This window comes from Plantactinospora sonchi (assembly GCF_036422035.1).
Taxonomy (GTDB): Bacteria; Actinomycetota; Actinomycetes; order Mycobacteriales; family Micromonosporaceae; genus Plantactinospora; species Plantactinospora sonchi.
This window is the reverse complement of record NZ_JAZGQK010000029.1, coordinates 75,247-99,581: the sequence shown is the minus strand read 5'-3', so window position 1 is coordinate 99,581 and position 24,335 is coordinate 75,247. Positions and strand designations below refer to the sequence as shown.

The following is a 24,335-nucleotide window of genomic DNA, read 5'->3' as shown; positions in this document are numbered from 1 at the left end:
CCCCGGCGGGGCGGGTTGGCGGGCCCCCCCCCCGGCGGGGGGGGCGCCGCCCCCGCCCGCGCGTCGACCTGTTCCTACTCGCCGGCCAGTTCCCCGGCGCCGACCACGCGGCCACCCTCGGGCACGCCGTGGACTACGCCGTCGCCGCGGAGGCGTCCGGGTTCGACGGCGTCTGGCTCGCCGAACACCACTTCATCTCGTACGGCGTCTGCCCCTCGGCGGTCGCGCTCGCCGGCTTCCTGCTCGGCCGGACCAGCCGGCTGCGGGTCGGTACGGCGGCGGCCATCCTGCCCAACCGCCACCCGGTGGCCCTCGCCGAGGAGGCGGCGCTGCTCGACGCCGTCTCCGGCGGCCGGTTCGACCTCGGCGTGGCCCGCGGCGGCCCCTGGGTCGACCTGGAGGTCTTCGGCACCGGACTGGACCGCTACACGACCGGCTTCCCGGAATCCCTCGACCTGCTCCTCGACGCGCTCTCGGGACGACCGACCGTGACCGGGAACGGCCCGGTGCACCAGTTCCGGCCGGTGCCGCTGGTACCCCGCCCGGCCCGGCCGCTACCGGTATGGCTGGCCGCCACCTCGCCGCCGACCGTGGAACTAGCCGCCGCCCGAGGGGTCCCGCTGCTGCTCGGCATGCACGTCGACGACGCTGCCAAGACCGCCACCCTCGACCGGTACGCGGAGACCGCGACCGCCACCGGCCGGAACGCGACGGCGCCGGAACACGTCAGCGCGCACCTCGCGTACGTCGCCGACACCGTCCCCGAGGCCGAGAAGGAGTTGCGCGACACGCTGCCCGGCTGGCTCTTCCGCACCCGGGAGTACGTCCGCATCGACGGCACCCCACCCGCACACCGCGACCTGGACGCCTACGTCGAGCACCTGCTCGCGATCCACCCGGTCGGCCCACCCGACCGCTGTGTGTCGCGGCTGACCGGCACCCTCGCGGCCACCGGCGCCCGGCGCCTGATGCTGGCTGTCGAGGCCGCCGGGCACCCCGACCGCACGCTGGAGAGCATCAGGCGACTCGGCGCGGAGGTCCTGCCGCACCTTGCGGTGGCCGGCTGAGACCCGGGCCGGACGAAACCCGCCCCCGTGGCTGCCCTGGACGACCCAGGCGGATGTACCGCTTACGGGGGACATGGGTCCCACGTCATGGCGGCTTTGTGGAAACGACTACCAAGTCCGCTAAGGTGTGGCCGGAACCGCAGGAAACGTACCCATTCTCGGGGGACCGGCCGTGAAGATCGCTTTTGTCGGTAAGGGTGGCAGCGGAAAGACCACGCTCGCCGCCCTGTTCGCCCGCCACCTCGCGGCGCACGCGCCGGCCGGCACCCCGCTGCTCGCGATCGACGCAGACATCAACCAGCACCTGGCCGTGGCGCTCGGAGCCGACGAGGACGAGGCGATCACGCTGCCCGCGCTCGGTGACCACCTGGCCGAGATCAAGGAGTACCTGCGCGGGACGAACCCCCGGATCTCGTCGGCCGCGGCGATGGTCAAGACCACCCCGCCCGGACGCGGCTCCCGACTGCTGCGCGTCGTCGAGGCCAACCCGATCTACGACACCCTGGTACGCGAGATCGGCGGCATCCGGCTCGCGGTGACCGGCCCGTTCACCACCGAGGACCTCGGCGTGGCCTGCTACCACTCCAAGGTCGGTGCGGTGGAACTCATCCTCAACCACCTGGTCGACGGCTGCGGCGAATACGCCGTCGTGGACATGACCGCCGGTGCCGATTCGTTTGCCTCCGGCCTGTTCACCCGCTTCGACGCCACCTTCCTGGTCTGCGAGCCGACCCAGCGCAGCGTCGGCGTCTACCGGCAGTACGTCGGCTACGCAGCCGACTTCGGCGTCCGGGTGCACGTCGTCGGCAACAAGGTCGAGGACGCCTCCGACGTCGAGTTCCTCCGCGAACACGTCGGCGACGACCTGCTCACCTGGCTCGGCCGCTCCGGCTACGTCAAGGCGGCCGAACGGGGCACACCGCGCCCGATCGACACGCTCGAACCGGCGAACCGGGCGGCACTGGAGACGATGCGCGACGCCGTGGACGCGGCGACAAAGGACTGGGTCACGTACACCCGGCAGGCGGTGCACTTCCACCTTCGCAACGCCGCCGCCTGGGCCAACGACCGCACCGGCGAGGACCTCGCGGCACAGGTCGACCCGGACTTCGTCCTCGGCCCCGAGGCACTCCGCTCCCCGTTGCTCCAACAGGCCTGAACTCTCGCGACGATCGGGCGGCGGGCGGGAACGAGCGCCGGCTGTGGGTCGCGTGCCTGGTGGACGCCGTTCTGGCTTACTCCCGGCTCGTCAGTCGTCGCTCTCGCGCGTCCCGTCGGCGCCTCGCCAAGGGCGGTCCTACCACCGAGTCGTAGCAGCAGGGCAACGCTGACACCGACCAAACGATGCCTGTCGGGCCCTTGGTCCAGGCGGTGTCAGACGCGAGTATTCGATCGACCGGGAGGCGGCGGTCCGGCCGGCGCTGGGTGGGCGGATGAGCGCGCACAGAAGAGGACTTAATGACAATGAAAACCAGATCGGGTAGCCTGGGGCCTTCACCGATGAGAGAGGATCCCTGGTGGCGGTACCAAAGCGGAAGATGTCCCGGTCGAACACCCGGCACCGACGCGCGCGGTGGAAGGCGAGTCTGCCGCCGTTGACGCCGTGCCCGTGCCCGCGCAGGGAGATGGTGCTGCCGCACCGTGCGTGCGTGCACTGCGGGCTCTACCGGGGACGTCAGGTGGTGGAGCAGCCGTGACCGGTCGGCTGCCGGTGACGGTGCTCTCCGGCTTCCTCGGGGCCGGCAAGACCAGCCTGCTCAACCACGTCCTGGCCAACCGCGACGGCCTGCGGGTCGCCGTCATCGTCAACGACATGAGCGAGGTCAACATCGACGCCGCGCTGGTCCGCGACGGCGGTGCGCTGTCGCGGACCGAGGAGCGCCTCGTCGAACTCACCAACGGCTGCATCTGCTGCACGCTGCGCGACGACCTGCTCGACGAGGTGGCCCGGCTCGCCCGGCAGGGGCGCTTCGGCTACCTACTCATCGAGTCCAGCGGGATATCCGAGCCGATGCCGGTCGCGGCCACCTTCGCCTTCGGGGTCGAGGACGGGCAGGTGCTCGACGATCTCGCCCGACTGGACACCACGGTCACCGTCGTCGACGCCGCCGGCCTACTGGACCGGATCGAGGCGGGGGAGACCCTGGAACAGCGCGGGCTGGCCGCGTACGAGGGCGACGACCGCAGCGTGTCCGACCTTCTGGTCGACCAGATCGAGTTCGCCGACGTCCTGGTGGTGAACAAGACCGACCTGGTCGCGGCGGAGGACCTGGCCACCGTCGAGGCGCTACTGACCCGGCTCAACCCGGCGGCCCGGCAGGTCCGCGCCGTGCACGGACGGGTGCCCCCGGCGGAGATCCTCCACACCGGCCGCTTCGACCTGGAGCGGGCGGAGACCGCACCCGGCTGGGTGGCCGAACTCAACGGAGAGCACGTTCCCGAGACCGAGGAGTACGGCATCTCCAGCATCGTCTTCCGGGACCACCGGCCGTTTCACCCGCAGCGACTGTGGGACCTACTCGGCGAAGGGCTCGACCGCTTCGGCGTGCTGCGGTCCAAGGGCTTCCTATGGCTGGCCAGCCGCCCGGACGTGCAGGCGCTCTGGTCACAGGCCGGCCCCTCCGGGCGCTGCGACCCGGCCGGTGTGCCGGTCCTGGTCTCCGGCGAGTGGCCGGACGACCCCGCGGAACGGGCCGACCTGGAGGCCCGCTGGCATCCGGTCTTCGGCGACCGGCAACAGGAACTCGTCCTGATCGGCGTCGGGTTGGACGCCGACGGGCTGCGTACGGCGCTGGACGGTTGCCTGCTCACCGAGGCCGAGGTCGCGGCGGGCGAGGACACCTGGCGGGTGCTGCCCGACCCCTTCCCGGGCTGGGACCTCTCCGACCTCGACCATCACGAGCACCCGGAGCCGGTCGGCGCCGCCGGCCTGCGCTGACCATGCCCGGCGACCTCGCCCCGACCGACGTCGTCCGGTGGGGGCGAGGACCAGGGAAACCACGACGAGCCATTACCAGCCCGACCGCGCCAGCCTCGTCGCCGCCGGGCTGGACGCCGTGGCGGCGATGCTCGGCCGGTGGCCGGAGCAGCGGCTGCGACGCTGGTACGTCGAGGCGCGTCGTGCGTTGTGCCCGCACGGAGTGCTCCGGCGAATCACCGCTCCCGCGCCGCCTCGACCGCCGCGGTCTGGGCATCGCGGCGAGGGACACGGCCAGTTGTCATCTGCCGGGCCACGGCGAGTGTCATGCCGACGCCGCCGCACCCGACGTGGCCCCGGGGGCCGGGGGGGGGGGGGCCCCCCCCCCCCGCGCCCCCCGGGGGGGGGGGCGCCGCCCCCCCCCCCCCCCCCCCCCCCCCCCGGGCCGGGGGGGGGGGGGGGCCCCCCCCCCCCCCCCCCACGCTCTGGTACCGGGCGCGATCGTCTTCGGCAGCGACGACGAGGTGTGGCGTACGCGTCGCCCAGTCGATACGTACCGAGCTGGTCATCAGCCCTGCTTGGCGCCGTGCCGGGCGTACTTGGCGCGGAACTTCTCCACCCGGCCCTCGGTGTCGACGAGGCGCTGCCGTCCGGTCCAGAACGGGTGGCTGGCCGACGAGATCTGCACGTCGATGACGGGGTAGGTGTTGCCGTCGGCCCACTCGACCGTCTGATCGCTGGTCGCGGTGGAGCGGGTGAGGAAGGCGAAGTCGGCGGCGCGGTCGCGGTAGACGACGGGCCGGTACTCGGGGTGGATGCCGGGCTTCATGCGAGGTCTCCTTCGGTGTCGGTCGGGTTCTGGCTGGTTGGGTCCAGGTCGGGGAGCGGAAAGCAGCCGGCGAACGGATCGGGGTAGCCGCGCCAGGCTTCCTCACCGTCGGCGAGTTCGGCGTCGGTGAGTAGACAGCGGTTGAGGGTGCGGTGCAGGTCGGCCGGGTCGAGGTCCAGGCCGATGAAGACCAGGTGCTGGTGGCGGTCTCCGTAGTAGGGGTCCCAGTCGAGGGTGGCGGCGAGCTGCCGGTGGACCGGCTGGTGGTTCCAGAGGCCGTCGGGCAGGGCGGTCAGCCAGCGGCCGAGGCTGCCGAGGCCGAGTCCGCCGCCCGCGAAGTCCCAGGCGACGACGGTCTCGGGCTGGCTGGCCAGCCAGAGGTGGCCACGGGAGCGGATCGCCTCGGCCCCGAGGTCTTCGAGGGCGTCGTGCAGTCGCTTTGGGTGGAACGGGCGGCGGACTCGGTAGACCACCGAGACCACGCCGCAGTCCGGGAGCGGCTCGTGTATGCCGAGGAGGTGGCCCTGTAGGCCCCGGGTCAGCACGCCCGGGGTTTCCGGGTGGTGCCGGCCGGTGCCGCGCAGTTGGTGGTCCAGGGTGTGTGCGTCGACGAGGTCACCGTCGACGCGGACCTGTGTCGCCCACGGCACCATCCGCGCCAGCAGTATCGAGAGGCGGTCGGTGTCGTACGCCCCCTCCCGGGAGCGGCCCCACAGGACGACGGTGTCGGCGTACTCGAGTTGGCGGACGATCACGTCGGCGAGCCCTCGGTCGTCGTTGTCTGCGGCGTGGATGTCGAGGGTCTTGAGGTCGTCGGTGCTGGCCAGCCCGTCGAGCAGGTGTTCGGCATCGGCCACGGTGACGTACGAGTCGACGCGGAGCAGGTCGGTGATCGGTGCGCCGTCGACCAGACAGTGCACGCAGGCGGCGGCGACCGCCTCCGGCTCCACCACCTCGGGCAGCATCAGCACCAGGTCCCGGCCGGGATGCGTGTGGACCAGGCGGACCAGGGTGGGCAGCACATCCTCGCGCAGTGTGCAGGAGACACAGCCATGCGCCAGCGTGATCCGCTCGTCCTCCAACACGCCCGTGCCGTCGCGGACCGTCCGGCGCACCACGCCGTCGCGTACGGCTTTCAGGTCGTGCCGGAGCAGCAGCAGCGACGGGTCCGCCGCGAGCAGTGTCCGGGCGACTGCGTACGTCGCTGACGGCCAGAAGCCGCTGAGCACGGTCAACGACGGGCGGTTGCCGGCTGCCGGAGTGCTGGTGTCGGCCGGTGCGAGCGGTGACGTCGACATCACGATCCTCACGAGTAAATGAAAACGATTGCCATTATAGTATGGTGGCTGGCGGCGATCCGAGGCCAGGGTCGTCGCCGTCAAGTCGCAGATGAGGAGATGCCGTGTCCCGACGATGTGAGGTCACCGGTGCCCAGCCCAGCTTCGGCAACGCCGTGTCCCACTCCCACCGGCGCACCCGCCGCCGGTGGAACCCGAACCTCCAGCGGCACCGCTACTGGCTGCCCTCGGAAAAGCGCTGGATCACCCTCACCCTCACCGCCAAGGCGTTGCACACGGTTGACCGCAAGGGCATCGAGACGGTCGTAGCCGAGCTTCGCGCCCGGGGGGTGAAGATCTGATGGCCCGGCAGACCGACATCCGACCGGTGGTCAAGCTGCGCAGCACCGCCGGCACGGGCTACACGTACGTCACCCGCAAGAACCGCCGCAACGACCCCGACCGGCTGGTCCTGCGCAAGTACGACCCGGTCGTCCGCCGGCACGTCGACTTCCGCGAGGAGCGCTGACACCGCCGCGCAACCGGGCCGTGGCCACCCGCTCCGACAACTCGCCGTCCGTTACGAGACCACCATCCACCTCGGCGCCGTCAACGAGTGGACGTGAGTGCGGTTGGCCTCAGGTTCCGCCTCCACTGCCGCTGGTGGGGAGCGAGTTCCTCAACGACGACGACGGCGGCCCCGCGAGAAGACTCTGGATGCCGCCATCTTGACGGGAACGGTCCGGTACCCGAGGGTGACAGGTTCTAACGGCACCTGCGGGCGGCAGCGGCGGTGGCCAGCCCGAAAGACCCAGAGGAGAGCGATGAGCAACCGAACCAAGTTGCGCTCGGGGCCGCCGGGGTCCACGCCGGCCGTCTCGACATTCGCCGGTCGCCGGCTGGCCATGCTTGCCTTGGCTTTCGCGCTCGGGGCGCTCCTCGCTGGCCCGATTGGTGCCGTGACGGCGGGCGGCGACGACGCGCCAATGGCCGACGAAGTGGCGCAGTTGCGTGCCGAAGAGGCCCGGCGAGACGCCGCGCAAATCGTCGACCTCACCGCCCAGGCCAGGAACGTACAGCAAAATCTCGTACCCGTCCTCGACGGGCTCGCTGCGGCGGTGCCGGTAGCGGGCGCGGCGCCAGGTCCGCTCGCGACCCGGACCGCTGTGGTCGACTGGCAGAGGGCGACCGGCGCGGCCGTCGAGGGCTTCGCCGATCCGCCGTCGGCCGGCACCGGTGTCAACATCGCTCGCTCCGGCCTGGCGGCGGCCGTGCGGGCACTCGACCTTGCCGTCGACACGTACGCGGCTGCGCTGGCCGCGCCGGACGTCGGACGACCGCCGCTGTTGGAGCTTGCCGGGCGTCAGCGGGATGTAGCGGTCGCCACCTGGTCGACGGCGGCTACTCAGCTCGATGTACTCAACATCGATGCCGGACACGGCCACGCCCATGTCTTTCTGCCCGCAGTGCCCGGACAGGGCGCGTTGACGGCCGACGGTGCTCCGGAAGGCAAGTAGTACGTGGCCGGTGCGCTCGATCCTGGCCACGCTGGCGCCGGTGCCTCTCGTCTCCTTGCGGGCGAGAGGCACAGGGCCCGGCGCGGATGGAGCTCGCCAGGATCCAGCCAGGTAGGGCCGGCACAGGCCGATGACATCCGCACGGGCGGCGGCGCGGTGGAGTGGTCCTGTTCGTACCGACGCGTCCGCTGATCGGACTACCGGTTGGGGCTGCGGCTGCCGAATGTGGTGATGGATAGCGTGCCTCGGGTTAGAGCGACTGGCTTCGTTTCTCCCATGAGAGGGAGGTCGTCGGCGTGACCGTGCCGGACCGAGTAGGCACTCGGCGTGCCAGGTCGGGAGACGACACCGACTCGGTCGTTCCCGTGAGCGAACCGGATCCGGACAGGATGCGGACGGACGAGCACGATCAACCTGTCAACTCCGGCCATCCTGACGAGCCTGCTGAATTCGGCCAGCCGGTCCGCTCCTGGCGGCGTCCGTTCGGGGACCGAATAGGCTCGGTCGAGGTACTCGCGCTGCTGTTGATACTGCTGATCATCTTCCGGGAACCGGTCGCACTGCTGATCTCCACCCCCCGGCTGCAGACCTGGACCACGGTCTTCGTCTCGGTGATGGTGCAGGCGGTGCCGTTCCTGGTCTTCGGGGTGGTGCTCTCCGCGGTGATCGCCGTCTTTGTGCCCCGGTCGTTCTGGGCCCGGGCGCTGCCCCGGCATCCGGCGCTGGCCGTACCGGTGGCGAGCGCGGCCGGGGTGGTGCTGCCCGGCTGTGAGTGCGGTGCGGTGCCGATCGCCGGCTCGCTGATCCGGCGCGGCGTGACTCCGGCCGCCGCGCTGGCCTTCCTGCTCGCCGCTCCGGCGATCAACCCGATCGTGCTGGCCGCCACCGCAGTCGCCTTCCCGAACAACCCGGAGATGGTGGCCGGTCGGGCGGTGGCCAGCCTTGTCGTCGCGATGATCATGGGCTGGCTCTGGCTGCGGCTGGGCCGAGCCGACTGGATCCGGCTGCCGCGCCGGCCCGAACTGGACAACCTGTCGAAGGCCCGGGCGTTCTTGGCGGCGGTACGTCACGACATCGTCCACGCCGGTGGCTTCCTGGTCTTCGGCGCGATGGCCGCAGCCTGCATCAACGTGTTGGTGCCCGAGCGTTGGCTGCAAACCTTGGCCGACAATCCGGTGCTGTCGGTACTCGCGCTCGCTGTACTGGCGGTGCTGCTGTCGATCTGTTCCGAGGCCGACGCCTTCGTGGCTGCCTCGCTGTCGCAGTTCTCGCTCACGGCCCGGCTGACGTTCCTGGTGGTCGGCCCGATGGTCGATCTGAAGTTGATCTCGATGCAGACCGGCGTCTTCGGCCGCCGGTTCGCGGCCCGGTTCGCGCCGACGACATTCGTCGTCGCCGTGCTGGTCGCGGTGGGAGTGGGGGCGGTGCTGCTGTGACCGAGAGTCGTGTGGTGCGCAGTGGTCGGTTCGGAGGTTTTCAATGAACCGACAGGCACAGGCGGTGGTCCTGCTGCTGCTCGGCGGGTCGGTGCTCAAGGCCAGCCTCACCGACGTCTACCTGCGGTACGTCAAGGAGGGGCTGCGGCCATTCCTGGTCGCCGCCGGTGCGGTGCTGGTGGTCGCCGCGGTGATGACGCTGGCGCACGAGCTGCTGCGGCGCGACGTCGTGACCGGCGGGCCGGTCGGCCACGACCACGGGCCGGCTGGTGGCGGGCACGGGAACGGGGACGGACCAGCCGATGACGGGCACGGGCACCACGAGCCCCGGGTGGGCTGGCTGCTGATCCTGCCCGCACTCGGGCTGCTGCTGGTGTCGCCACCGGCGCTCGGGTCGTACGCGGCCGGGCAGTCCGGGACAGTGCTGGCCAATCAGGGAGTCGAGATCTATCCACCGTTGCCGGCGGGTGACCCGGTCCAGATCGGACTGCTCGACTACGCCGGGCGGGCCATCTTCGACGAGGGCGACACGCTCCGCGACCGGCGGGTTCAGCTCACCGGCTTTTTCGCGCCCGGGCCTGACGGCGAACCGATCCTGGCCCGGATGATTCTGTCCTGCTGTGCTGCCGACGGCAGGCCGATCAAGGTCGGCCTTTCCGGGGACGCGCCGGCCGGCCTGCCGCCGGACAGTTGGGTCGAGGTGATCGGACGGTACACCACGCAGCGCGGCAAGGATCCGGTGAACGAGGTGGACATCCCTTATCTCCAGGTCGAGTCGTGGCAGCGGATCGACCCGCCGAAGCAGCCGTACGAGCAGTGAGGGTTGTTCACACGCTTCGCGGTAGGTTCTCGGTCGAGATCGACCGAGAACCGGGGCTAGATCGTCCTCATGTCGAGGGTGTGCCAGGTGGTCGTCTCGCCGACGCCCGTCGACCACCAGAGGAAGCCGCCGCGGGACTGCGCCGTGCCGACGCCCCGCGCGATCCCGGCAGCGCGCGTTGGATGATGTGCCTCGGGCGGCGGCGGGCGCCGGAGCAGCACGCCGGCAGCCGCGACCGCGACGACCAGGGTGGCCAACCCGCTGACCCGCCGTCTGCCTACCTTTCCTCCGGCGGCCGTACTGGGCCGGGCAGCGCACGGCTCATGCGGAACACCAGAGTGTGGCATCAGCGGGGCCGATTACAGTGCTGGTCACCGTACCGGATGGCCCGGTGCGGCCCCGTTGTCGTCGCCGGGAGGTGGGCTTGCCGAGCAGACCGGTCGTAGGCGTGCCCCGACGGGGGAAAGCGCTACCGAGTCTGATTGCCGCCGTGGCGGCGAGCTGCGTGCTGCTGCTGGCCCCGCCCAGTGACCGACAGTCCGCCTCCGTGCCGGTGCCGGCGGTGCTCGCCTGGCCGGGCGCACAGCGCGGAAGTGTTCCTGCTGACCTGCCCGACGGCGCCGCCTACACTCCGGCCTGGTTCCTCGATGCCCGAACGTCGATCGGCACCGCGCTGAGTCGCGACGGCGCCTCCCTGCGGCTGGTGGTCCGCCAGGCCGACGGGTCGTTGCGGCAGCTGCGACGTCTGCCGACCCGCGATGCCCCGTCGATCGAGGCGGTCACGGTCAGCGGTGAGGTGGTGGTCTGGGTCGAAGGCGATGAAGACCGCAGTCCGCAACTGTGGGCGGTCAACCTCCGCGACGGACGACCGCCGTGGCTGGTGACGGACGACATCGGCGAGGCTCGCTTCTACTACTGGGAGCACGACCTGGTGATCGCGGACGGCCGGGTGCGCTGGGTAGCCACCGCCGCCAACGATGTGACCGAGGTGCGGTCGGTCGCGCTGGCCGGCGGCCAAGTGCAGATCACGGCCGAGACGGGTACGTGGCAACTGTCGGCGTGGCCGTGGCTGGTCGATGCCGCCACGTCCGTTTCGGGCTCGACCATGCTTCGGAACATCGTCACCCGCCAGGACGTCGCGGTGCCGCCGAGCCGGAGGGCGGTAACGAACTGCAGTCCACGCTGGTGTCGCGTCGTTTCGTCGACCGCAGACGGCTACCGCATCGATTTGATGAATCCTGACGGCACAGACCGGCGCAAGGTCGCCGAGGCCCGGGTGCAGACAGGACTCGCCGACGTCGGCGCGCTCGACCGCTTCGACGTGTACGCGGAGTCTGGTGGCAATTCGGACCTGACCGGCAATGTGCGGCTTCTGGTGTACGACATCGCTGGCCGGAGGTCGGTCGAGGTCAGTCCCGCCGCCGCCAACATCGTCTATCGCGGCGGGGTGCTGTGGTGGTCGACCGGTACCCAGGGTCTGTCGCTGTGGCACAGCCTGGACCTGCGTACCGTCTAACCGCAGCCGCAGAGGCTAAGCCGTCCGCAGGTCGGGGCGCTGTCATCCCGCATCCTGTCACCGGTCGGCTGTCGGAAACGCCGTTGCGGGCGGAGACCGAGCCGGCGACCGCCGGTAGGAATGCCCAGTAGGTGGTGTCCCACCGCCGATTGCGACCGGTGACCTGGCGGGGGGTCAGCCATGGTTACCGGTAGATCGGCCCGGAACATCCCCTGCTCCAGCCAGACCGCCGCGCGTACACCGTCGGCTGCGGCCTGGCTCACCAGGGTGAGACCGTCCGGCAGTGCAGCAAGATGAGCCACGTCGCCCGCGGCGGCCACTCCGGGTACGGTGGTCTGGGCGAACTCGTTGACGTGCGCGCAGGTAGCCGTCCGGCGGCAGCTCCACACCGAGGTGCGTGGCGAGCTCCAACGACCGCACCGGGATCGACCTCAGCGCACAGATTGAACCGGATTTCGTGATGGGCTCGGCCGCGCCGCGTCATCCTGTGTCGATGGCCGGTTGAGCCCGGGTAGCGCGGTGGGATCAGCGCGCGCAGGTGGCGCAGGTGCCGAAGATTTCGAGGGTGTGACCGACGTCGGTGAAGCCGTGCTGGGCGGCCATCTGGTCGGCCCAACGCTCGACCGCCGGCCCGGCGACCTCCACCGTCCGTCCGCAGTTGCGGCAGACGAGGTGGTGGTGGTGCCTGCCCTGGCTGCATCGACGAAACAACTGCTCACCGCCCGGTAGTCGGGTGGAGTCGATCTCCCCGGCATCCACCAGCAGTTGGAGTGTCCGGTAGACGGTGGTGAGCCCGACCCGCGCCTCGCGGGCTATCAGCATCTGGTGCAACTGCTGCGCGGTGTGGAAGCCCTCGACCTCGCGCAGCAGGGCCAGCACCTCGGCGCGCTGCCGGGTGTTCCGGGTCACGTTTGGCATCGTCTGGTTCACCGTACCGCCGTCTCCGTGGATGTCACCGCTGGTGAGCCGCCAGCCTTGGCCGCCCGGCGCCCACGTCGACGAGGCCGAATGGCTGGCGTACCCATTATGCGTCGTGCAGAGGGTCGACAGTCGATCGCGCCCCAAAACGGGCCAAACCTGGCATGGCGGGGTCGTGTACCGCTCGGAGAATCCTCAACGGGCTGATCAACGAATACTCCCAGGCGGCGTACCTCTGACCGACTTTCCGAGCCGTACAGGTGCCGTGCCCCGGATCGGGGAGCAGATGGGAAGCAACAGGCCCACCTTCACTGGTCAGCTTCAGCTCAGCAGGTACATCCTGTGTCGGCGCCGAAGGTGGAGGCACAAGCCGTGGGGGCAGGTCCATCTGCGGCAAGGAAGCGGACAGACCCCCCGAGATACACACGGATGGCTATCGTCGATGCGCCCCCCGGCCATTGGCGGCAGCAGCGGAACGTGCTCAACTGTGCTGGTGACCACCGACCCGCGCCGGGCGCGGGACGGTCCTGAGTGAATCGGCCGTACTACCGGGGAGGTCAGGTGTCCCGCCCCCCTTACCGTCCTGACGTCGTGCTCGTGCCTGCGTGGGTGGCGGAGCGTCCGGAGACGGTCGAGCGGCTCAACGGGCTGCTGGCCGAGGCCGGTTTTGGCCGGCCGTTGTCCCCGCCGGCCGCCCCCGCACCGCCCGCCGTCGAACTGGTGGAACTGCCCGTCCAGGGTGACCCGGTGGCCGTGGCCCGGGCCAGCCGGCGGCTGGCCGGCCGATCCGACGCCGACGTGCCGGAGTGCCTGCCCGACTACGAGTGCATGGCCGCCACCGTGGAGGACGACGCCCGGCTGGAGGGGAGTCTCTACCCGTACTTCCGGGCCAGCGGCTGCAAGAGCGGGCATGGCACCGTTGCCTGGCTTCCGGCGCCCGACCACGTGATGCTGCCGAAGCCCATACGGCGCCCGGCCAGCCAGTTCCCGGCCGGGCGGCCCGTGGTGGCGCTGCTCGACACCGGGGTGCGGGAGCACGACTGGCTGGTGGAGACCGACGGCGAGCCGTACTGGGAGGAGGCGCAGGGATGGACACCGCGGCGCGCCATCCCGGAGGTCGCCGGCCAGGAGAGCCACAGCGAGGAGAGAGACGGGCCGGACTTCGGTAGTCATTGGGGGCACGGCACCTTCCTCGCCGGACTGGTCCGCCTTGAGGCGCCCGACGCGCGGATCCTCTCGTTGCGGGTGATGAGCGACGCGGGCCGGGTCAGCGACCTGAACGCGGCACACGCGCTGAACTGGCTGGCGGACCGGGTTTGCGACGGCCACCGGGTCGACGTCGTGCTGACCGCGTTCGGCCGCCCGGGGCTCGGCGAGGACGAAGAGATGGAGCCGGTCCGGGAGGCGCTCAAACGCCTGGCGGACCGGGACGTTCCGGTGGTCGCCTCGGCCGGGAACGGCGGTACGGACAGCCCAGTCTATCCGGCTGCCTTCGCGGTCGACCCGACGCTTACGGTGATCAGCGTCGGGGCCTGCGCCTCGCCGACCGCCCGAGCGCCATACAGCAACCACGGGGTGTGGGTGCGCCAGTGGCACGAGGGCACCAACGTGGTGAGCATCATGCCATTGTCCACGGCACCGGTCACCGTGCTGGGCGCGTACGCCTACTGGAGCGGCACGTCGTTCGCGGCGGCCCGGTACGCGGGCCGGTTCGCCCAGGGACTGGTGCCGGCATCCGTACGGCTGCCGGACTGACGCCATGTCCAATGTGCCGGTGGACCGCGCGGGCGCATCGCTCGACCGCGCGGCACGCCTCGCCGAGCGCCTGGAGCGGGCCAGGGCGGGCGACCGGGACGCCCTCGACGAGGTGGTCCGGGAACTCAACCCGCTGCTGTGGCGCGTCGCCCGGGCACAGGGCCTCGCCGCCGAGGAGGCCGCCGATGTCGTCCAGACGACCTGGCTGGAGCTAGTACGCGGACTGCACACCATACGGTCCTCGAGCGCGCTCACCGCGTGGCTGGTGACCACCACCCGCCGGGAATCCTGGCGTGTACGTGGGCTCGCACAGCGGCAGACGCCGCATGACGCGGCGACGCTGGAGTCCTCGCCCGACCCGGATCCCGGCCCGGCCGACGTGCTGCTGTCCGAGGAACGTGACCGGGCGCTATGGCAGCACGTCGCGCGGCTGCCGGAGCGGTGCCGGGCGCTGCTGCGGATCGTCGCGTACGTCGACCGCCCCGACTACACGGCGGTTTCCGAGGCGCTGGGCATGCCGCGCGGCAGCATCGGGCCGACCCGTGGCCGGTGCCTGGCGAAGCTGCGGGAGATGCTGGCCGCCGACTCGACATGGAGCCCGACATGACCGCCCCGCACTCCGCCGACCAGCCGCTCGACGGCCTAGACCAGGCGATCCTGGACCAGTTGGCCGCGGTGCTCACCCGGCTCGACCCGCCGCCCCCCGACCTCGACGACCGGGTACGCCTTGTGCTGGCACTCGACGACGTTGACTGGGACGTCGCCCGGCTGCGCGAAGAGCATCTCGTCGGCGCGGTGCGTGGCACGGAACGGACCCGCACCCTGACTTTCGACGCGGAGAGCCGAACCGTGATGATCACGATCGTGGACCGGCCCGACGGCCTGGTCCGGATCGACGGCTGGCTCGCGCCTGGCGCCGCCGTACGGGTCGAGCTGCGACACCCCGCGCCCGACCCGTCCCAGACGGTGGAGTCCGACGCGTCCGGCCGGTTCGTGCTGGACGGCGTGCCGCACGGCCTGGCGCAGGTGGTGGTGCACCCGGCGCGGGGTGAGCACGCACCGCAGGTGGTCACGCCGGCCCTCGCTCTGTGACGTGGATCCGGCCGCACTCGCTCGCCGGGCCACCCGCTGGCACGCGGCGGGCCTGGCGTCTAACGACGCCGGCCAGCCGGGGCGGGCCGCCCGGGAACTGCGGGCGGGCCTGCGGCTGGCAAAGCGCCACCCCGCCCTGCGCGACATCCACGCCCGCCTGCTGATCAGCCTCGCCTGGGCCGAGTCCGAGCGAGGCCGGGTGGAGCTGGGCTTCCGGCTGCTGGACGAGGCCGAGGCACTCGTGGCTCCGCCGCAGCGGCCGATCCTGCTCGGCCAGCGGGCCCTGCTGCTCAAACGCAGCGGCCGGAACGCAGAGGCGCTGCGCCAGTACGACGAGTCCATCGACCTGCTGAGCGACCTGACCTACCCGGCTGATCTGGTCAAGGCGCTCAACAATCGCAGCCTCGTGCACCTGGAGGCGGGCAACGTCCGGCTCGCCCGGGCCGACCTGCGGCGTTGCGCCGAGGTCGCCGCCCGGCACGGGCTCGGTCTGCATGTGGCCATGGCGCGGACAAACCTGGGTTGTCTGGACGTGATCGCCGGTGACCTGCCCACCGCGCTGCGTGCGTTCGCCCGGTCCGACGCCGACTACCGGGTGCTCGCGCCGGGCCGGCTCGCCAACCTGGCGGTGGAACGGGCCCGCGCGTTGGTCGCGGCCGGGCTGTACCGCGAGGCCGAACGGCAACTCGCCAGCGCGGTGGAGCGGGCGACGCAGCAGCAGCTCGGACACACGTACGCGGACGCTCTTCAGGTTCGCGCGGAGGCGGCCCTGCTTGCCGGCGAACCGGTCGCGGCCGCGCGGTGGGCCCGACGCGCCCGTGCCGCGTTCCTCGGCCGTACCAACGTCCGCCGCGCGGCCCTGGCCGCCCTGTTCGAGCTGCGCGCCGACCAGGCGGTCGGCGAGGTCGACCAGGCGACGGTGGCCCGGCGCGCCGGGGTGCTGGCCGGCCGGTTGGCCCGGCTCGGGCTGCCCGAGGACGCCCGGGTCGCCGGTCTGGTCAGGGCCCGGGCGCTGGTGGCCGCCGGACGACCCCGCCGGGCGGCGGAGCTGATCGGGCGACAGACCGGACCTCGGCGCACCGATCGGCTCGACACGCGCCTGCTATGGCACATGGCCCGTGCGGAGGTGGCGGCCTCGGTCGGCCGGTCGGCCGAGGCCCGGCGGAGTCTGCTGGCCGGAATGGCTGCTCTGCACCGGCACCGCGCCCGGTTCGGCTGCGCCGACCTGCAGACCGGGGCCGCGGTGCACGGCCGCGACCTGGCCCGGGCGGGGCTCGCCGCGGCGCTGGCAGAGGGCTCCGCCAACGCCGTCTACCGGTGGTCCGAGCGGGCCCGGGCCCAGGCGTTGCTGCTGCCGCCGGTGCGACCCCCCGACGACCCGGTCGCCGCCGAGGCGCTGGAGGAGCTGCGCCAGCTCCGGCACCGCGTCCGGCAGGCGGAACTCGGGGGCCGCCCGACGCTGGCCTTTCACGGTCGGTTGGAGGCGCTGCAGCGGGTGATCCGGGAGCGCGCCTGGGCGACGCCGGGGCCCGGCGATGCCGCGCCGCCGACACCGGCGCCGCTGAGCGCCGTGACGGCGGAGCTGGCCGGCGCGGCGGTCGTGGTGTACGTGGCCGCCGGGGACGTCCTGCGCGCGCTGGTGGTCACGGACCGGGCGACCTCGGTGGTGGTGCTCGGCGACCGCGGCACGGCCGAGGAGGCGGTAAGACGGTTACGTGCCGACCTGGACGCGCAGGCGGGCCGGGCCATGCCCGCCCGGCTGGCGGCGGTGGTCCGCGCCGCAACGCGGCAGGACGCCGACCGAGTGGGCTCGATGGTGCTCGACCCGGTACTTCCGCTGGTCGGCGACCGGGACCTGGTGCTGGTCCCGACCGGGCTGTTGCTGACCACGCCGTGGCACGCCGTGCCAGCGTGCGTGTCCCGGCCGGTCACGGTGGCGCCGTCGGTCGGGGTCTGGCTGGCCGCCCGGCGCCGCCTTGCCGCCGGCAGGCCCGCCGCCGAGTCGGCGGCGGTGACGGTGGTGGCGGGACCGGGAATCCCCCGGGGTGAGGCGGAGGCCCGGGCCGTGGCGTCGCTGCACCGAGGTGCCGTTCTGCTCACCGGGGCGGCGGCGACCCCGGCGGCGGCACTCGCGGCGATGTCCGGCGCCGGCCTCGCCCATGTCGCCGCGCATGGGCAGCACCAGACCGAGAACCCGCTGTTCTCCACGCTGGAGCTGGCCGGCGGCCCGCTGATGGGATATGACGTGCAGGAACTGCGGACCGCGCCGCGTACCGTGGTCTTGTCCTGCTGTGATTTGGGTCTGACCGACGTGCGGCACGGCGACGAGGCCCTCGGCATGCCGACCGCCCTGCTCGCCGCTGGCACCGCCACGGTCGTCGCGAGCGTCAGCCGGGTCGCCGACGAGGCGGCCATGGAGATCATGGCGGCCTATCATCGGGCGGTCGTCGCGGGCCGGCCGCCGGCGGCAGCACTGGCGGAGGCCGTACGCGGCGACCAACCTCCGAGCTTCGTCTGTTTCGGTGCCGGCTGAACCACCAGCACCAGAGTCGTGTCGACAGCAGGTATCCAGGATGCCGCCCGGCCCCCCATCCAGGCATGACTGACCACAATGTGAAGAAGCTCCGACGTCGGGCGGGTCTCGCCGCCGGCCTCACCGTGCTCGCCCTGGCGGCCGGTCTCCTGACGGGATGCCGCACGAACGGCGGCGCGGCCAGCGGCGGTGCCGAGAACCGCCCCGGCACGGCCGACGGCCTCGCGAAGATCGCCGGAGGTGGCTGTCCGCCGGCCGGCACCCGCAGCGGCGGGCTGCTCCCGAAGCTGGACGAGGGAAGCTACACCTCGATCGAAAACCCCTGCCTGCCGTACGTCGACCTGGTAAGCGAGGTAACCCAGCGGATCGTGCCTGGGCAGCGGCCCCGGGTCGACCAGTTCCTCGACAACCTCGGCCGCTTTGCCGACCGGCTCGGGCAGGTCAACGACGCCGTTCAATGCGCTTACCAGACGGACCGGCTGGCGGTGCGGATCTACCAGAGCCGGCGCGACTCGTGGGCGGTCGGCGTCGTAGCGGTTGTCCGTGGCCGCCTCGGCGCGGTCGCCGACACCACCGCCTGCTTCCTGATCAAGCAGATCCCGCTCCTGGATCTGGCCACTCAGGGCATCGGACCGGATCAGGACAACCCGGCGTACTGCTTCGACACCAGCCACCAGCGACGCAACGGCGAGGACTACACCATCATGTGGATTGGCTCGTCGGCGCTCACCTGCCGGGGACTGCAGGACGGCTTGGTTCCCGGCGACGGCCGGCTTGTCGCGGTGAAGGCCCGACCTGACGTGTCGCTGCGCGCCGGCCCCTCTACGGGCGACCAGGTGCTGCGGAGAGTGCCCGACGGCACGCTGGGCCGGGTGACCTGCTACCGCACCGGGGAAGCCGTCATGGACGACGACGTTTGGGCCCGGACGACCGTCCTCGGCGACACCGGCTGGATCGCGGCGGCCTACCTGGACAGCGCTCTGCCGATCCGCGGCACCGGGTTGTGCCCGGACAACTGAGGCGGCACCGTGCGCGCTGACGGGCGATCCCACGGGCGGCCTGCTCGTCACCGGCCACGTACAGAGCGGTGACGGTGAACGTCAGCGCAGCGGTCGTCGCGCCGCACTGCGCATGCGGAGGATGCCGGGTTGACGCCAACTGGTCCGCCCACCCGTCGACCAGCAGGCCGCCGCGACCCGGTCGATCCGCAGCCCCGCCCGGCGAGCAGTGGCAGGAAGTCGCCGACGAAATGCCGAGCGGGTCGTCGTCGGGGTGTGGGTGCCAGTAACCGTCGCGGCCATCGTAACGGGGCGGCGACAACGAACGGGACCGCGCCGTGCGTCAGCACGCGATCCAGAACTCCGGACAGCAGCCCGCGCAGACCGGCGGCGCGAGGCGTCCGACGCGCACCGGGAGGATCCGACGGATCGGTAGCTGCTACCGGCCCTCTCGCCACGTATTCAGAAGACCGGCGGGAAGTCGTTCCGGCCGGAGAAGGGAGCGGGACAGATGTGCGGTATTCAGATCGGTGCTGAAGAGCTGGAGAACATCCGCGGGTGAACGTGTCGCACCACAACTTCGACCGGATCGCCGACCTCGTCGGGGAACTGGCCGCCGGCCTCAGCCCCGATCGGTGCACCTTGCCATCACCTGCGCCAACCCGGTGCCCGGTCGTTGCCGTCCCGGCGCACCCACCCGCCTGTGCGGCGGCAGGACCATGATCGGCAATTTTGATGGTCGCCCTCCCACACCTGGTTGCGATAGGTGACGGCGCGGCGCAGGTAGACCAGCTTCGCCCGCCGGGCCCGGGCACCTGCGGCGGCGGCCGCGACCTGCGCCGGGGGGCAGCTCCGCGGCGAACGCGCGCTGCAGGGTGCGCAGCGCGGCGGCGAGGGCGGGTACGTCCTTGACGCCATCGCAGCAGGCGTGCCGATGCCGGTCCACGTCGAGATCGCGACGATCAACACCCTTGCCCGCACGGAACTGCACCGCCATGCCGAGTCCCGGCTTCCGCCGATATCACGACGGCGCCTTCCACTCGCACACCATCGCGAAGCCGATCCTCGTCCGCGCCTGAGGCGGATGTATCTGGCGCCAGCCGGCCACCCCTCAATCGATATCTTCAACTCCCATTGGAGGGAACGGTCATGAATATCCTCGGCCGGACGTCCATGGTGCTCGCGGTGTGCGTCGGACTCGTCGCCGCCAGCCTGGTGGTCGCCTCGCCTGCCAGCGCCGCCACCGAGTACTCATTCAGATCCCAGAGTTCCGCCACCAGCGAGCACCCCTTCGGCAGCCTGTGTATCGACGTGTCGTACGCCAGCACCGCCAACGGCACGGCCATCAAGCAGTGGCCCTGCTACGACGGCCCGGCCCAGAAATGGACCATGGTCTACGAGGGAAGATGGGACGGCGTCGTCTACTACCAGCTTGTCAGCTCCCTCTGGTCGCCAGACGGCCCCAAGTGCCTCGACCTGCCCTGGGGCAACCCGGCAGCCGGTCAGACGCTACAACTGTGGGACTGCCTGGGCGTCGCCCGGCAACTCTGGTCCGTCACGCAGGTACCCGGCGCGAATGGTTACGCGCTGCGCAACCTCCAGACCGGGCAATGCGTCGACGTCCCCTGGGGCGACCCGATCGCGGGCAACGCCCTGTGGCAGTGGACCTGCAACAACACCGCCGCCCAGCAGTGGAACTTGCGCGCCTGGTAGACGGGGCGCCGCCTGATCGACCGCTCGGTCGATCAGGCGGCGGCCTGGAATACCGACCTGGTGATCTCGCCGCCCTGTGGTTCGCTGGCCAGGCAGAGAACAGGTAGAGCAACGCCGTGACCTCGACCGCGCACATACCTTGCTCGAACAGGACCGCCGCGCCAGAGCGAACAATGTCCGGCAGATCTCCACTTCGTGCAGACGTCATCCGGGTAATCCGCCGAATTGTTCGTTCTCGTATCAAGGCGGCCCGCAGGCGGGCCGCGCCGGTCCGGCCCCGGCCTGCTGGCGACCTCCGGCCGGCATCGGCCGGTCCGGCCGGCCACGCTTACGAGACACACGATCCTGAAGACCTCGGGCCTCCGCCCCGAACTCCGACCCTCCTCGGAGATCCGCTCAGACCATCTCGACTGCCTGGTAGGCGCTACCCGCGTTGAGAAGGCGCGCCGACAGCACTGCGACATTTCCGCGTTAGCAGACGTCCCACTCGGCTTGGCCCGACGCGCCTTCCGCAGTGGCGCAACACTGCGCCGTCGGCCTGGCGCTGATCCCTCCGCCTGCTACAGCAGGCAGTGCTGGCATAGTCTCTGCGTGACCGAGTACATGATCCGCCCGATCCGGGCCCACGAGTGGCGCGAGATTCGGGCACTGCGTCTGAAGGCGTTGAAGGACGAGACGGCCCCGTTGGCCTTCGTTGAGTCCTACGAGGAAGGTGTCGCCCAGCCTGACGTGTTCTGGCAAGGGCGCGCCCAGGGTTCTTCCAGCGATGCTGGACCGCAGGCGGGGGCATGCCAGTTCGTCGCGATCGCCGATGACGGCACGTGGGTGGGAACGTCGGTCGCGCTGATCGAGAAGGCGGGCGAGCAGGACTTCGAGGGCAAGACAATCGATCGGTCCGGCGGACATGTGGTGGGCGTCTTCCTGCAGCCGGAGCACCGTGGCAAAGGCGTGATCGCGAGCTTGCTCGACGCAACCCTGGATTGGATGCGTCAGCGGAAGTTTACGAGGGCGCGCCTCTACGTGCATGCGGACAACATTCGCGCCCGACGTGCTTACGAGAAGGCCGGGTTCACGGCTACTGGCAGGAGTTTCCACGGATCTCTCGGCCTTGAGATCGAGATGGCACGGGCCCTCTGATCCGGAAAACCGGGCCGGCCATCCACGGTCCGCCCGCAAGGTGGTGTCACCGGAGCAGTAGAGCGCCGTTGTGCCCGTTGACACGGGTGCCGAGGGTCAACGGCGATCAGCTCCTGGACGTGGCTGCCGGCGTGGCGACGCAGGTCACGCCGGGTCACCGCCATCCGACTTCCGGCCGTATCCACACTTCCTAAACCGTTTGTGGTTCTGGGGACCACGCAGGGACCACACGTAGCGCCCGGCAGCAGTTCGCCCAGGTGCTCGGCGTACGTGTTGCCTGGCTGGCCAGGTGCTGTGGACCTGATGGCTGCGATCGCGCAGGTGTCGGCCGTCATGATGAGCGGGCCGGCGCCGAACAGGTCGGCGATGCCGGCCGTGTTAGGCCGGCGTGCCGCAGAGGCCACCGCAGGACGACGAGGCTGGCGGGCTCAGCGAGCGACTCCAGCTCCACGGTGTCGCCGGGGTCGGTAATGGACGCCACCGGACCCGTTGCCGAAGGCGGGCGGTTCGGACAGGTGCGAGCGGAACGTGTTGGCGCTGGCAGTCTCCAAGTGTGGATCGCTGTCGAAGTCGACGATCGCCTCGCCACGCCGGGTGCACACGAGGATGAGTCGCTGGGCCACCGGTCCTACCGACGTCAGGTCCTTATCGCAGAGTGCGTCCCGTTACTGACAGTGATCCGCAAGGTGCGAGAGGTCTCTTCCGCTGAGAATGCGGTACCTGCAGTCCCACGATGGAAAGGCTCGCTCAAAGAGTTAGGAGTTGTTAACGGGAGCCTGTGCTAGAGGTCCCATCACCGGTCAACCGGATGAGAGCCAGGGGGAGACGCTGGAGTACCTCGCCCGCCGACGCCGGGTCAGGCGGCGCGGGTTCGCGCCGCAGTGACCGCCAATGTGGTGTACGGCATCGTGAAGCCGCCCCCCATCTTGTCGATGGTGGCCCCGACCTCCTCCAGCACCTGTGTCAGCTTGTCCGGCGGGAGCTGCGTGAGACCTCCGGTGGTGGGCAGCAGGTCCAGCCACTCGTCGCGGGTGTAGGACTGCTCCCAGTCGAACCGCCACTGCTCCGGTTCGCCGAAAGCGCCCACCTCGCGGATCCCATCGGCGAACTTGGCGAACATCGTCTGGTAGAGGTCCACACCGTTCCTCGTCGACTGCACGTTGAAAGGCGCGTCGGGCACCACCTGCCGGTAGACCGCGGCGAAGGCGTCCGCCACCCTGGACGGAGGCTCGAACACATGCGCGAACACCGCCAGAAGCCCACCGGGCCGCAGCACCTGTGCGGCCTTGGTGGCACCCGCGACCGGGTTTACCCAGTGCCAGGCCTGCCCCGCGACGACCGCGTCGAAGACCCGGCCGGCGGGATCCCAGTCCTCGAACGTCGCCACCTCGACCTCGACCCCACTGCGACGCGCGAACTCGGCCATCCGCACGTCCGGGTCAACACCCAGCACCTTGCAGCCGGCCGACTGGAACTGCCGGGCTTCGATGCCGGTGCCGCAGCCGACGTCAAGGACGTCCGGCCCGGGACTGGCGGCGACGATCCGGTCCACCAGGGCGTCGGGATAGCGGGGCCGGGCCCGGTCGTAGCGTTCGGCGTCCACACCGAACGACTCGGCTATCTGCCTGGCTTGATGAGGCTCGGGCCGGGACGGATGTGATTGCTCCTGCGGTATCGTGGGCATGCGCCCACTGTAATGGGCATCTGCCCACTCGGCAACCGGGTAGTGGCTCGCGGTGAGCGTAAGGAGAATGCACGGTATGCCGACAGGGATACAGATCCGTGACGCGCGTAAGCAGCTGCTCGACGCCGCCGAGCGCATCCTGCTCCGGGACGGGCCGAGCGCGCTGACCAGCCGCGCGGTCACCACCGAGGCGGGCTGCGCCAAGGGCGTGCTGCACAAGCACTTCGCCGATTTCGACGCCTTCCTCGCCGAACTCGTGCATGACCGCATCGCCCGGATCGAGGACCAGGCCACCGCCCTGCGCAAGTCCGCCGGGACCGGCAGCGTGGCCGGCAATCTCACCGACGCGCTGATAGACCTGTTCGACCCGGTCGCCGTGGCGATCGTCAGCCTGATCGTCTTCCGGGACGAACTGCGCGCCCGGCTACGCCAAGCCAGACCAGCCCACCGCGTGCCGGTCCTGACGGAGGCCAGCGCCATGATCGCCTCCTACCTCACCGACGAGTGCGAAATGGGCCGCATCGCGGCCGATGCCGACATCGACTCGCTCGCGCTCTCGCTGGTCGGGGCCGGGCACCTGCTGTTCACGGCCCGGAACGGCACCCCGCCGGATGCTGGCGCTGTCGAAAAGGTCGTCGCCGCCATCATCGCCGATGTCGTACAACGACGGCTGCTCTGAGCCGCCGAGCAGCAAGCCGCCCGATCCAAGGCGTTTGTCGAGGGACATTCCACACCGGACCTGAACTCGAGAATCTCCTCCAACGTCCGGCTGCCCCGATCCGTTCGACCCCGGAGGAAAGCCACCACCAGCGCCAGCCAGCCCGACCGCTCAAGGCACTGCCCACGTGAGGCGGTGATGGTGTTCGTATTCGTGGAGTGCGTGTATCAGGTGGGTGTGGTTCCGGATCAGTGTCCGGTCGAGCAGTTCGTGGCGGCGGGCTTGTATCCAGCGTTTCATGATCGAGTTCATGCCTGGCATCCGTACCCCGCTGCGCACGACCGTGGCTCCGGCGTCGGCGAGGATCGCGTCCCACGGGGCCGGGTACTTGCCGTCTCGATCCCGGATCAGGTACCTCACCTGGCATCCGGCATCTTCGAGGTCCATCACGAGGTTCCGGGCTGCCTG

At 70.9% G+C, this 24,335-nt stretch carries 23 protein-coding genes; 18 read left to right on the top strand and 5 right to left on the bottom strand.

The window, feature by feature from the left end; all coding sequences use genetic code 11:
* Positions 1 to 68 precede the first annotated feature (68 nt).
* The 4 genes from V1633_RS29340 to V1633_RS29325 all read left to right on the top strand — a co-directional run bounded on the left by V1633_RS29340 (position 69) and on the right by V1633_RS29325 (position 4,005).
* Complete coding sequence (locus V1633_RS29340; protein ID WP_331217540.1) at positions 69 to 1,067, top strand: LLM class flavin-dependent oxidoreductase; 999 nt, start codon at positions 69 to 71, stop codon at positions 1,065 to 1,067.
* Positions 1,068 to 1,239: 172 nt separating this feature from the next.
* A complete protein-coding gene (locus V1633_RS29335; RefSeq protein ID WP_331217537.1) occupies positions 1,240 to 2,226 on the top strand; it encodes an ATP-binding protein in 987 nt (328 codons plus the stop codon).
* 358 nt (positions 2,227 to 2,584) lie between these two features.
* Positions 2,585 to 2,764, top strand: a complete 180-nt coding sequence (gene rpmF / locus V1633_RS29330) for a 50S ribosomal protein L32 (protein ID WP_331217536.1) — start codon at positions 2,585 to 2,587, stop codon at positions 2,762 to 2,764.
* Positions 2,761 to 4,005, top strand: a complete 1,245-nt coding sequence (locus tag V1633_RS29325; protein WP_331217535.1) for a GTP-binding protein — start codon at positions 2,761 to 2,763, stop codon at positions 4,003 to 4,005. The genes rpmF and V1633_RS29325 overlap by 4 nt, the downstream gene beginning before the upstream one ends.
* Positions 4,006 to 4,552: 547 nt before the next feature.
* On the opposite strand, the gene V1633_RS29320 is transcribed toward V1633_RS29325, so the two are convergent.
* Together V1633_RS29320 and V1633_RS29315 are read right to left on the bottom strand one after the other, a co-directional pair.
* A complete protein-coding gene (locus tag V1633_RS29320; RefSeq protein ID WP_331217534.1) occupies positions 4,553 to 4,813 on the bottom strand; it encodes a type B 50S ribosomal protein L31 in 261 nt (86 codons plus the stop codon).
* Positions 4,810 to 6,114, bottom strand: a complete 1,305-nt coding sequence (locus V1633_RS29315) for a CobW family GTP-binding protein (protein ID WP_331217539.1) — start codon at positions 6,112 to 6,114, stop codon at positions 4,810 to 4,812. The genes V1633_RS29320 and V1633_RS29315 overlap by 4 nt, the downstream gene beginning before the upstream one ends.
* 101 nt (positions 6,115 to 6,215) lie before the next feature.
* Between V1633_RS29315 and rpmB the strand changes: the two genes are divergently transcribed.
* The 6 genes from rpmB to V1633_RS29285 all read left to right on the top strand — a co-directional run bounded on the left by rpmB (position 6,216) and on the right by V1633_RS29285 (position 11,379).
* Positions 6,216 to 6,452: a 50S ribosomal protein L28 gene (gene rpmB, locus V1633_RS29310; RefSeq protein ID WP_331217533.1), complete on the top strand. Its 237-nt coding sequence runs from the start codon at positions 6,216 to 6,218 to the stop codon at positions 6,450 to 6,452.
* Positions 6,452 to 6,619, top strand: a complete 168-nt coding sequence (gene rpmG, locus V1633_RS29305) for a 50S ribosomal protein L33 (protein ID WP_331217532.1) — start codon at positions 6,452 to 6,454, stop codon at positions 6,617 to 6,619. The genes rpmB and rpmG overlap by 1 nt, the downstream gene beginning before the upstream one ends.
* Before the next feature lie 295 nt (positions 6,620 to 6,914).
* Positions 6,915 to 7,607, top strand: a complete 693-nt coding sequence (locus tag V1633_RS29300) for a hypothetical protein (RefSeq protein ID WP_331217531.1) — start codon at positions 6,915 to 6,917, stop codon at positions 7,605 to 7,607.
* Between the two features lie 389 nt (positions 7,608 to 7,996).
* Positions 7,997 to 9,043 carry a permease gene (locus V1633_RS29295; protein WP_331217530.1) on the top strand — a complete coding sequence of 349 codons (1,047 nt, stop codon included), beginning with the start codon at positions 7,997 to 7,999 and terminating at the stop codon, positions 9,041 to 9,043.
* A gap of 43 nt (positions 9,044 to 9,086) precedes the next feature.
* Complete coding sequence (locus V1633_RS29290; protein WP_331217529.1) at positions 9,087 to 9,863, top strand: TIGR03943 family putative permease subunit; 777 nt, start codon at positions 9,087 to 9,089, stop codon at positions 9,861 to 9,863.
* Between the two features lie 505 nt (positions 9,864 to 10,368).
* The gene (locus V1633_RS29285; protein WP_331217528.1) at positions 10,369 to 11,379 is read left to right on the top strand and encodes a hypothetical protein; all 1,011 of its coding nucleotides are present in this window, start codon (positions 10,369 to 10,371) and stop codon (positions 11,377 to 11,379) included.
* Positions 11,380 to 11,904: 525 nt separating this feature from the next.
* Here the strand turns inward: V1633_RS29285 and V1633_RS29280 are convergent.
* On the bottom strand, positions 11,905 to 12,297 hold the full coding sequence (locus V1633_RS29280; RefSeq protein WP_331217527.1) for a Fur family transcriptional regulator: 393 nt from the start codon (positions 12,295 to 12,297) through the stop codon (positions 11,905 to 11,907).
* A gap of 591 nt (positions 12,298 to 12,888) precedes the next feature.
* On the opposite strand from V1633_RS29280, the gene V1633_RS29275 reads away from it, so the two are divergent.
* From V1633_RS29275 to V1633_RS29245, 7 genes are all read left to right on the top strand, one after another.
* Positions 12,889 to 14,052 (top strand): S8 family peptidase, encoded by a 1,164-nt coding sequence (locus tag V1633_RS29275; protein WP_331217525.1) that lies wholly within the window; start codon positions 12,889 to 12,891, stop codon positions 14,050 to 14,052.
* Between the two features lie 4 nt (positions 14,053 to 14,056).
* Positions 14,057 to 14,659, top strand: coding sequence for an RNA polymerase sigma factor (locus tag V1633_RS29270; RefSeq protein ID WP_331217523.1), 603 nt, complete (start codon positions 14,057 to 14,059; stop codon positions 14,657 to 14,659).
* Positions 14,656 to 15,144, top strand: a complete 489-nt coding sequence (locus V1633_RS29265) for a peptidase associated/transthyretin-like domain-containing protein (RefSeq protein WP_331217522.1) — start codon at positions 14,656 to 14,658, stop codon at positions 15,142 to 15,144. The genes V1633_RS29270 and V1633_RS29265 overlap by 4 nt, the downstream gene beginning before the upstream one ends.
* 1 nt (position 15,145) lies before the next feature.
* A complete protein-coding gene (locus tag V1633_RS29260) occupies positions 15,146 to 17,677 on the top strand; it encodes a CHAT domain-containing protein (protein ID WP_331217521.1) in 2,532 nt (843 codons plus the stop codon).
* 65 nt (positions 17,678 to 17,742) lie between these two features.
* A complete protein-coding gene (locus V1633_RS29255; RefSeq protein ID WP_331217520.1) occupies positions 17,743 to 18,696 on the top strand; it encodes an SH3 domain-containing protein in 954 nt (317 codons plus the stop codon).
* A gap of 1,164 nt (positions 18,697 to 19,860) precedes the next feature.
* Positions 19,861 to 20,388 (top strand): RICIN domain-containing protein, encoded by a 528-nt coding sequence (locus V1633_RS29250; protein WP_331217519.1) that lies wholly within the window; start codon positions 19,861 to 19,863, stop codon positions 20,386 to 20,388.
* Positions 20,389 to 20,979: 591 nt separating this feature from the next.
* On the top strand, positions 20,980 to 21,525 hold the full coding sequence (locus V1633_RS29245) for a GNAT family N-acetyltransferase (protein ID WP_331217518.1): 546 nt from the start codon (positions 20,980 to 20,982) through the stop codon (positions 21,523 to 21,525).
* Between the two features lie 856 nt (positions 21,526 to 22,381).
* On the opposite strand, the gene V1633_RS29240 is transcribed toward V1633_RS29245, so the two are convergent.
* A complete protein-coding gene (locus tag V1633_RS29240; protein ID WP_407952125.1) occupies positions 22,382 to 23,077 on the bottom strand; it encodes a class I SAM-dependent methyltransferase in 696 nt (231 codons plus the stop codon).
* Positions 23,078 to 23,285: 208 nt separating this feature from the next.
* Between V1633_RS29240 and V1633_RS29235 the strand changes: the two genes are divergently transcribed.
* Positions 23,286 to 23,888: a TetR/AcrR family transcriptional regulator gene (locus tag V1633_RS29235; protein WP_331217516.1), complete on the top strand. Its 603-nt coding sequence runs from the start codon at positions 23,286 to 23,288 to the stop codon at positions 23,886 to 23,888.
* 150 nt (positions 23,889 to 24,038) lie between these two features.
* On the opposite strand, the gene V1633_RS29230 is transcribed toward V1633_RS29235, so the two are convergent.
* The gene (locus V1633_RS29230; RefSeq protein ID WP_331217515.1) at positions 24,039 to 24,287 is read right to left on the bottom strand and encodes a hypothetical protein; all 249 of its coding nucleotides are present in this window, start codon (positions 24,285 to 24,287) and stop codon (positions 24,039 to 24,041) included.
* Positions 24,288 to 24,335: the final 48 nt, after the last annotated feature.

Excerpts from the sequence above, each read along its gene's own strand:
- V1633_RS29320 (WP_331217534.1), bottom strand. The coding sequence starts at position 4,813 with ATGAAGCCCGGCATCCACCCCGAGTACCGGCCCGTCGTCTACCGCGAC.
- rpmG (WP_331217532.1), top strand. The coding sequence starts at position 6,452 with ATGGCCCGGCAGACCGACATCCGACCGGTGGTCAAGCTGCGCAGCACC.
- V1633_RS29300 (WP_331217531.1), top strand. The coding sequence starts at position 6,915 with ATGAGCAACCGAACCAAGTTGCGCTCGGGGCCGCCGGGGTCCACGCCG.
- V1633_RS29295 (WP_331217530.1), top strand. The coding sequence starts at position 7,997 with ATGCGGACGGACGAGCACGATCAACCTGTCAACTCCGGCCATCCTGAC.
- V1633_RS29290 (WP_331217529.1), top strand. The coding sequence starts at position 9,087 with ATGAACCGACAGGCACAGGCGGTGGTCCTGCTGCTGCTCGGCGGGTCG.
- V1633_RS29280 (WP_331217527.1), bottom strand. The coding sequence starts at position 12,297 with ATGCCAAACGTGACCCGGAACACCCGGCAGCGCGCCGAGGTGCTGGCC.
- V1633_RS29270 (WP_331217523.1), top strand. The coding sequence starts at position 14,057 with ATGTCCAATGTGCCGGTGGACCGCGCGGGCGCATCGCTCGACCGCGCG.
- V1633_RS29265 (WP_331217522.1), top strand. The coding sequence starts at position 14,656 with ATGACCGCCCCGCACTCCGCCGACCAGCCGCTCGACGGCCTAGACCAG.
- V1633_RS29255 (WP_331217520.1), top strand. The coding sequence starts at position 17,743 with ATGACTGACCACAATGTGAAGAAGCTCCGACGTCGGGCGGGTCTCGCC.
- V1633_RS29235 (WP_331217516.1), top strand. The coding sequence starts at position 23,286 with ATGCCGACAGGGATACAGATCCGTGACGCGCGTAAGCAGCTGCTCGAC.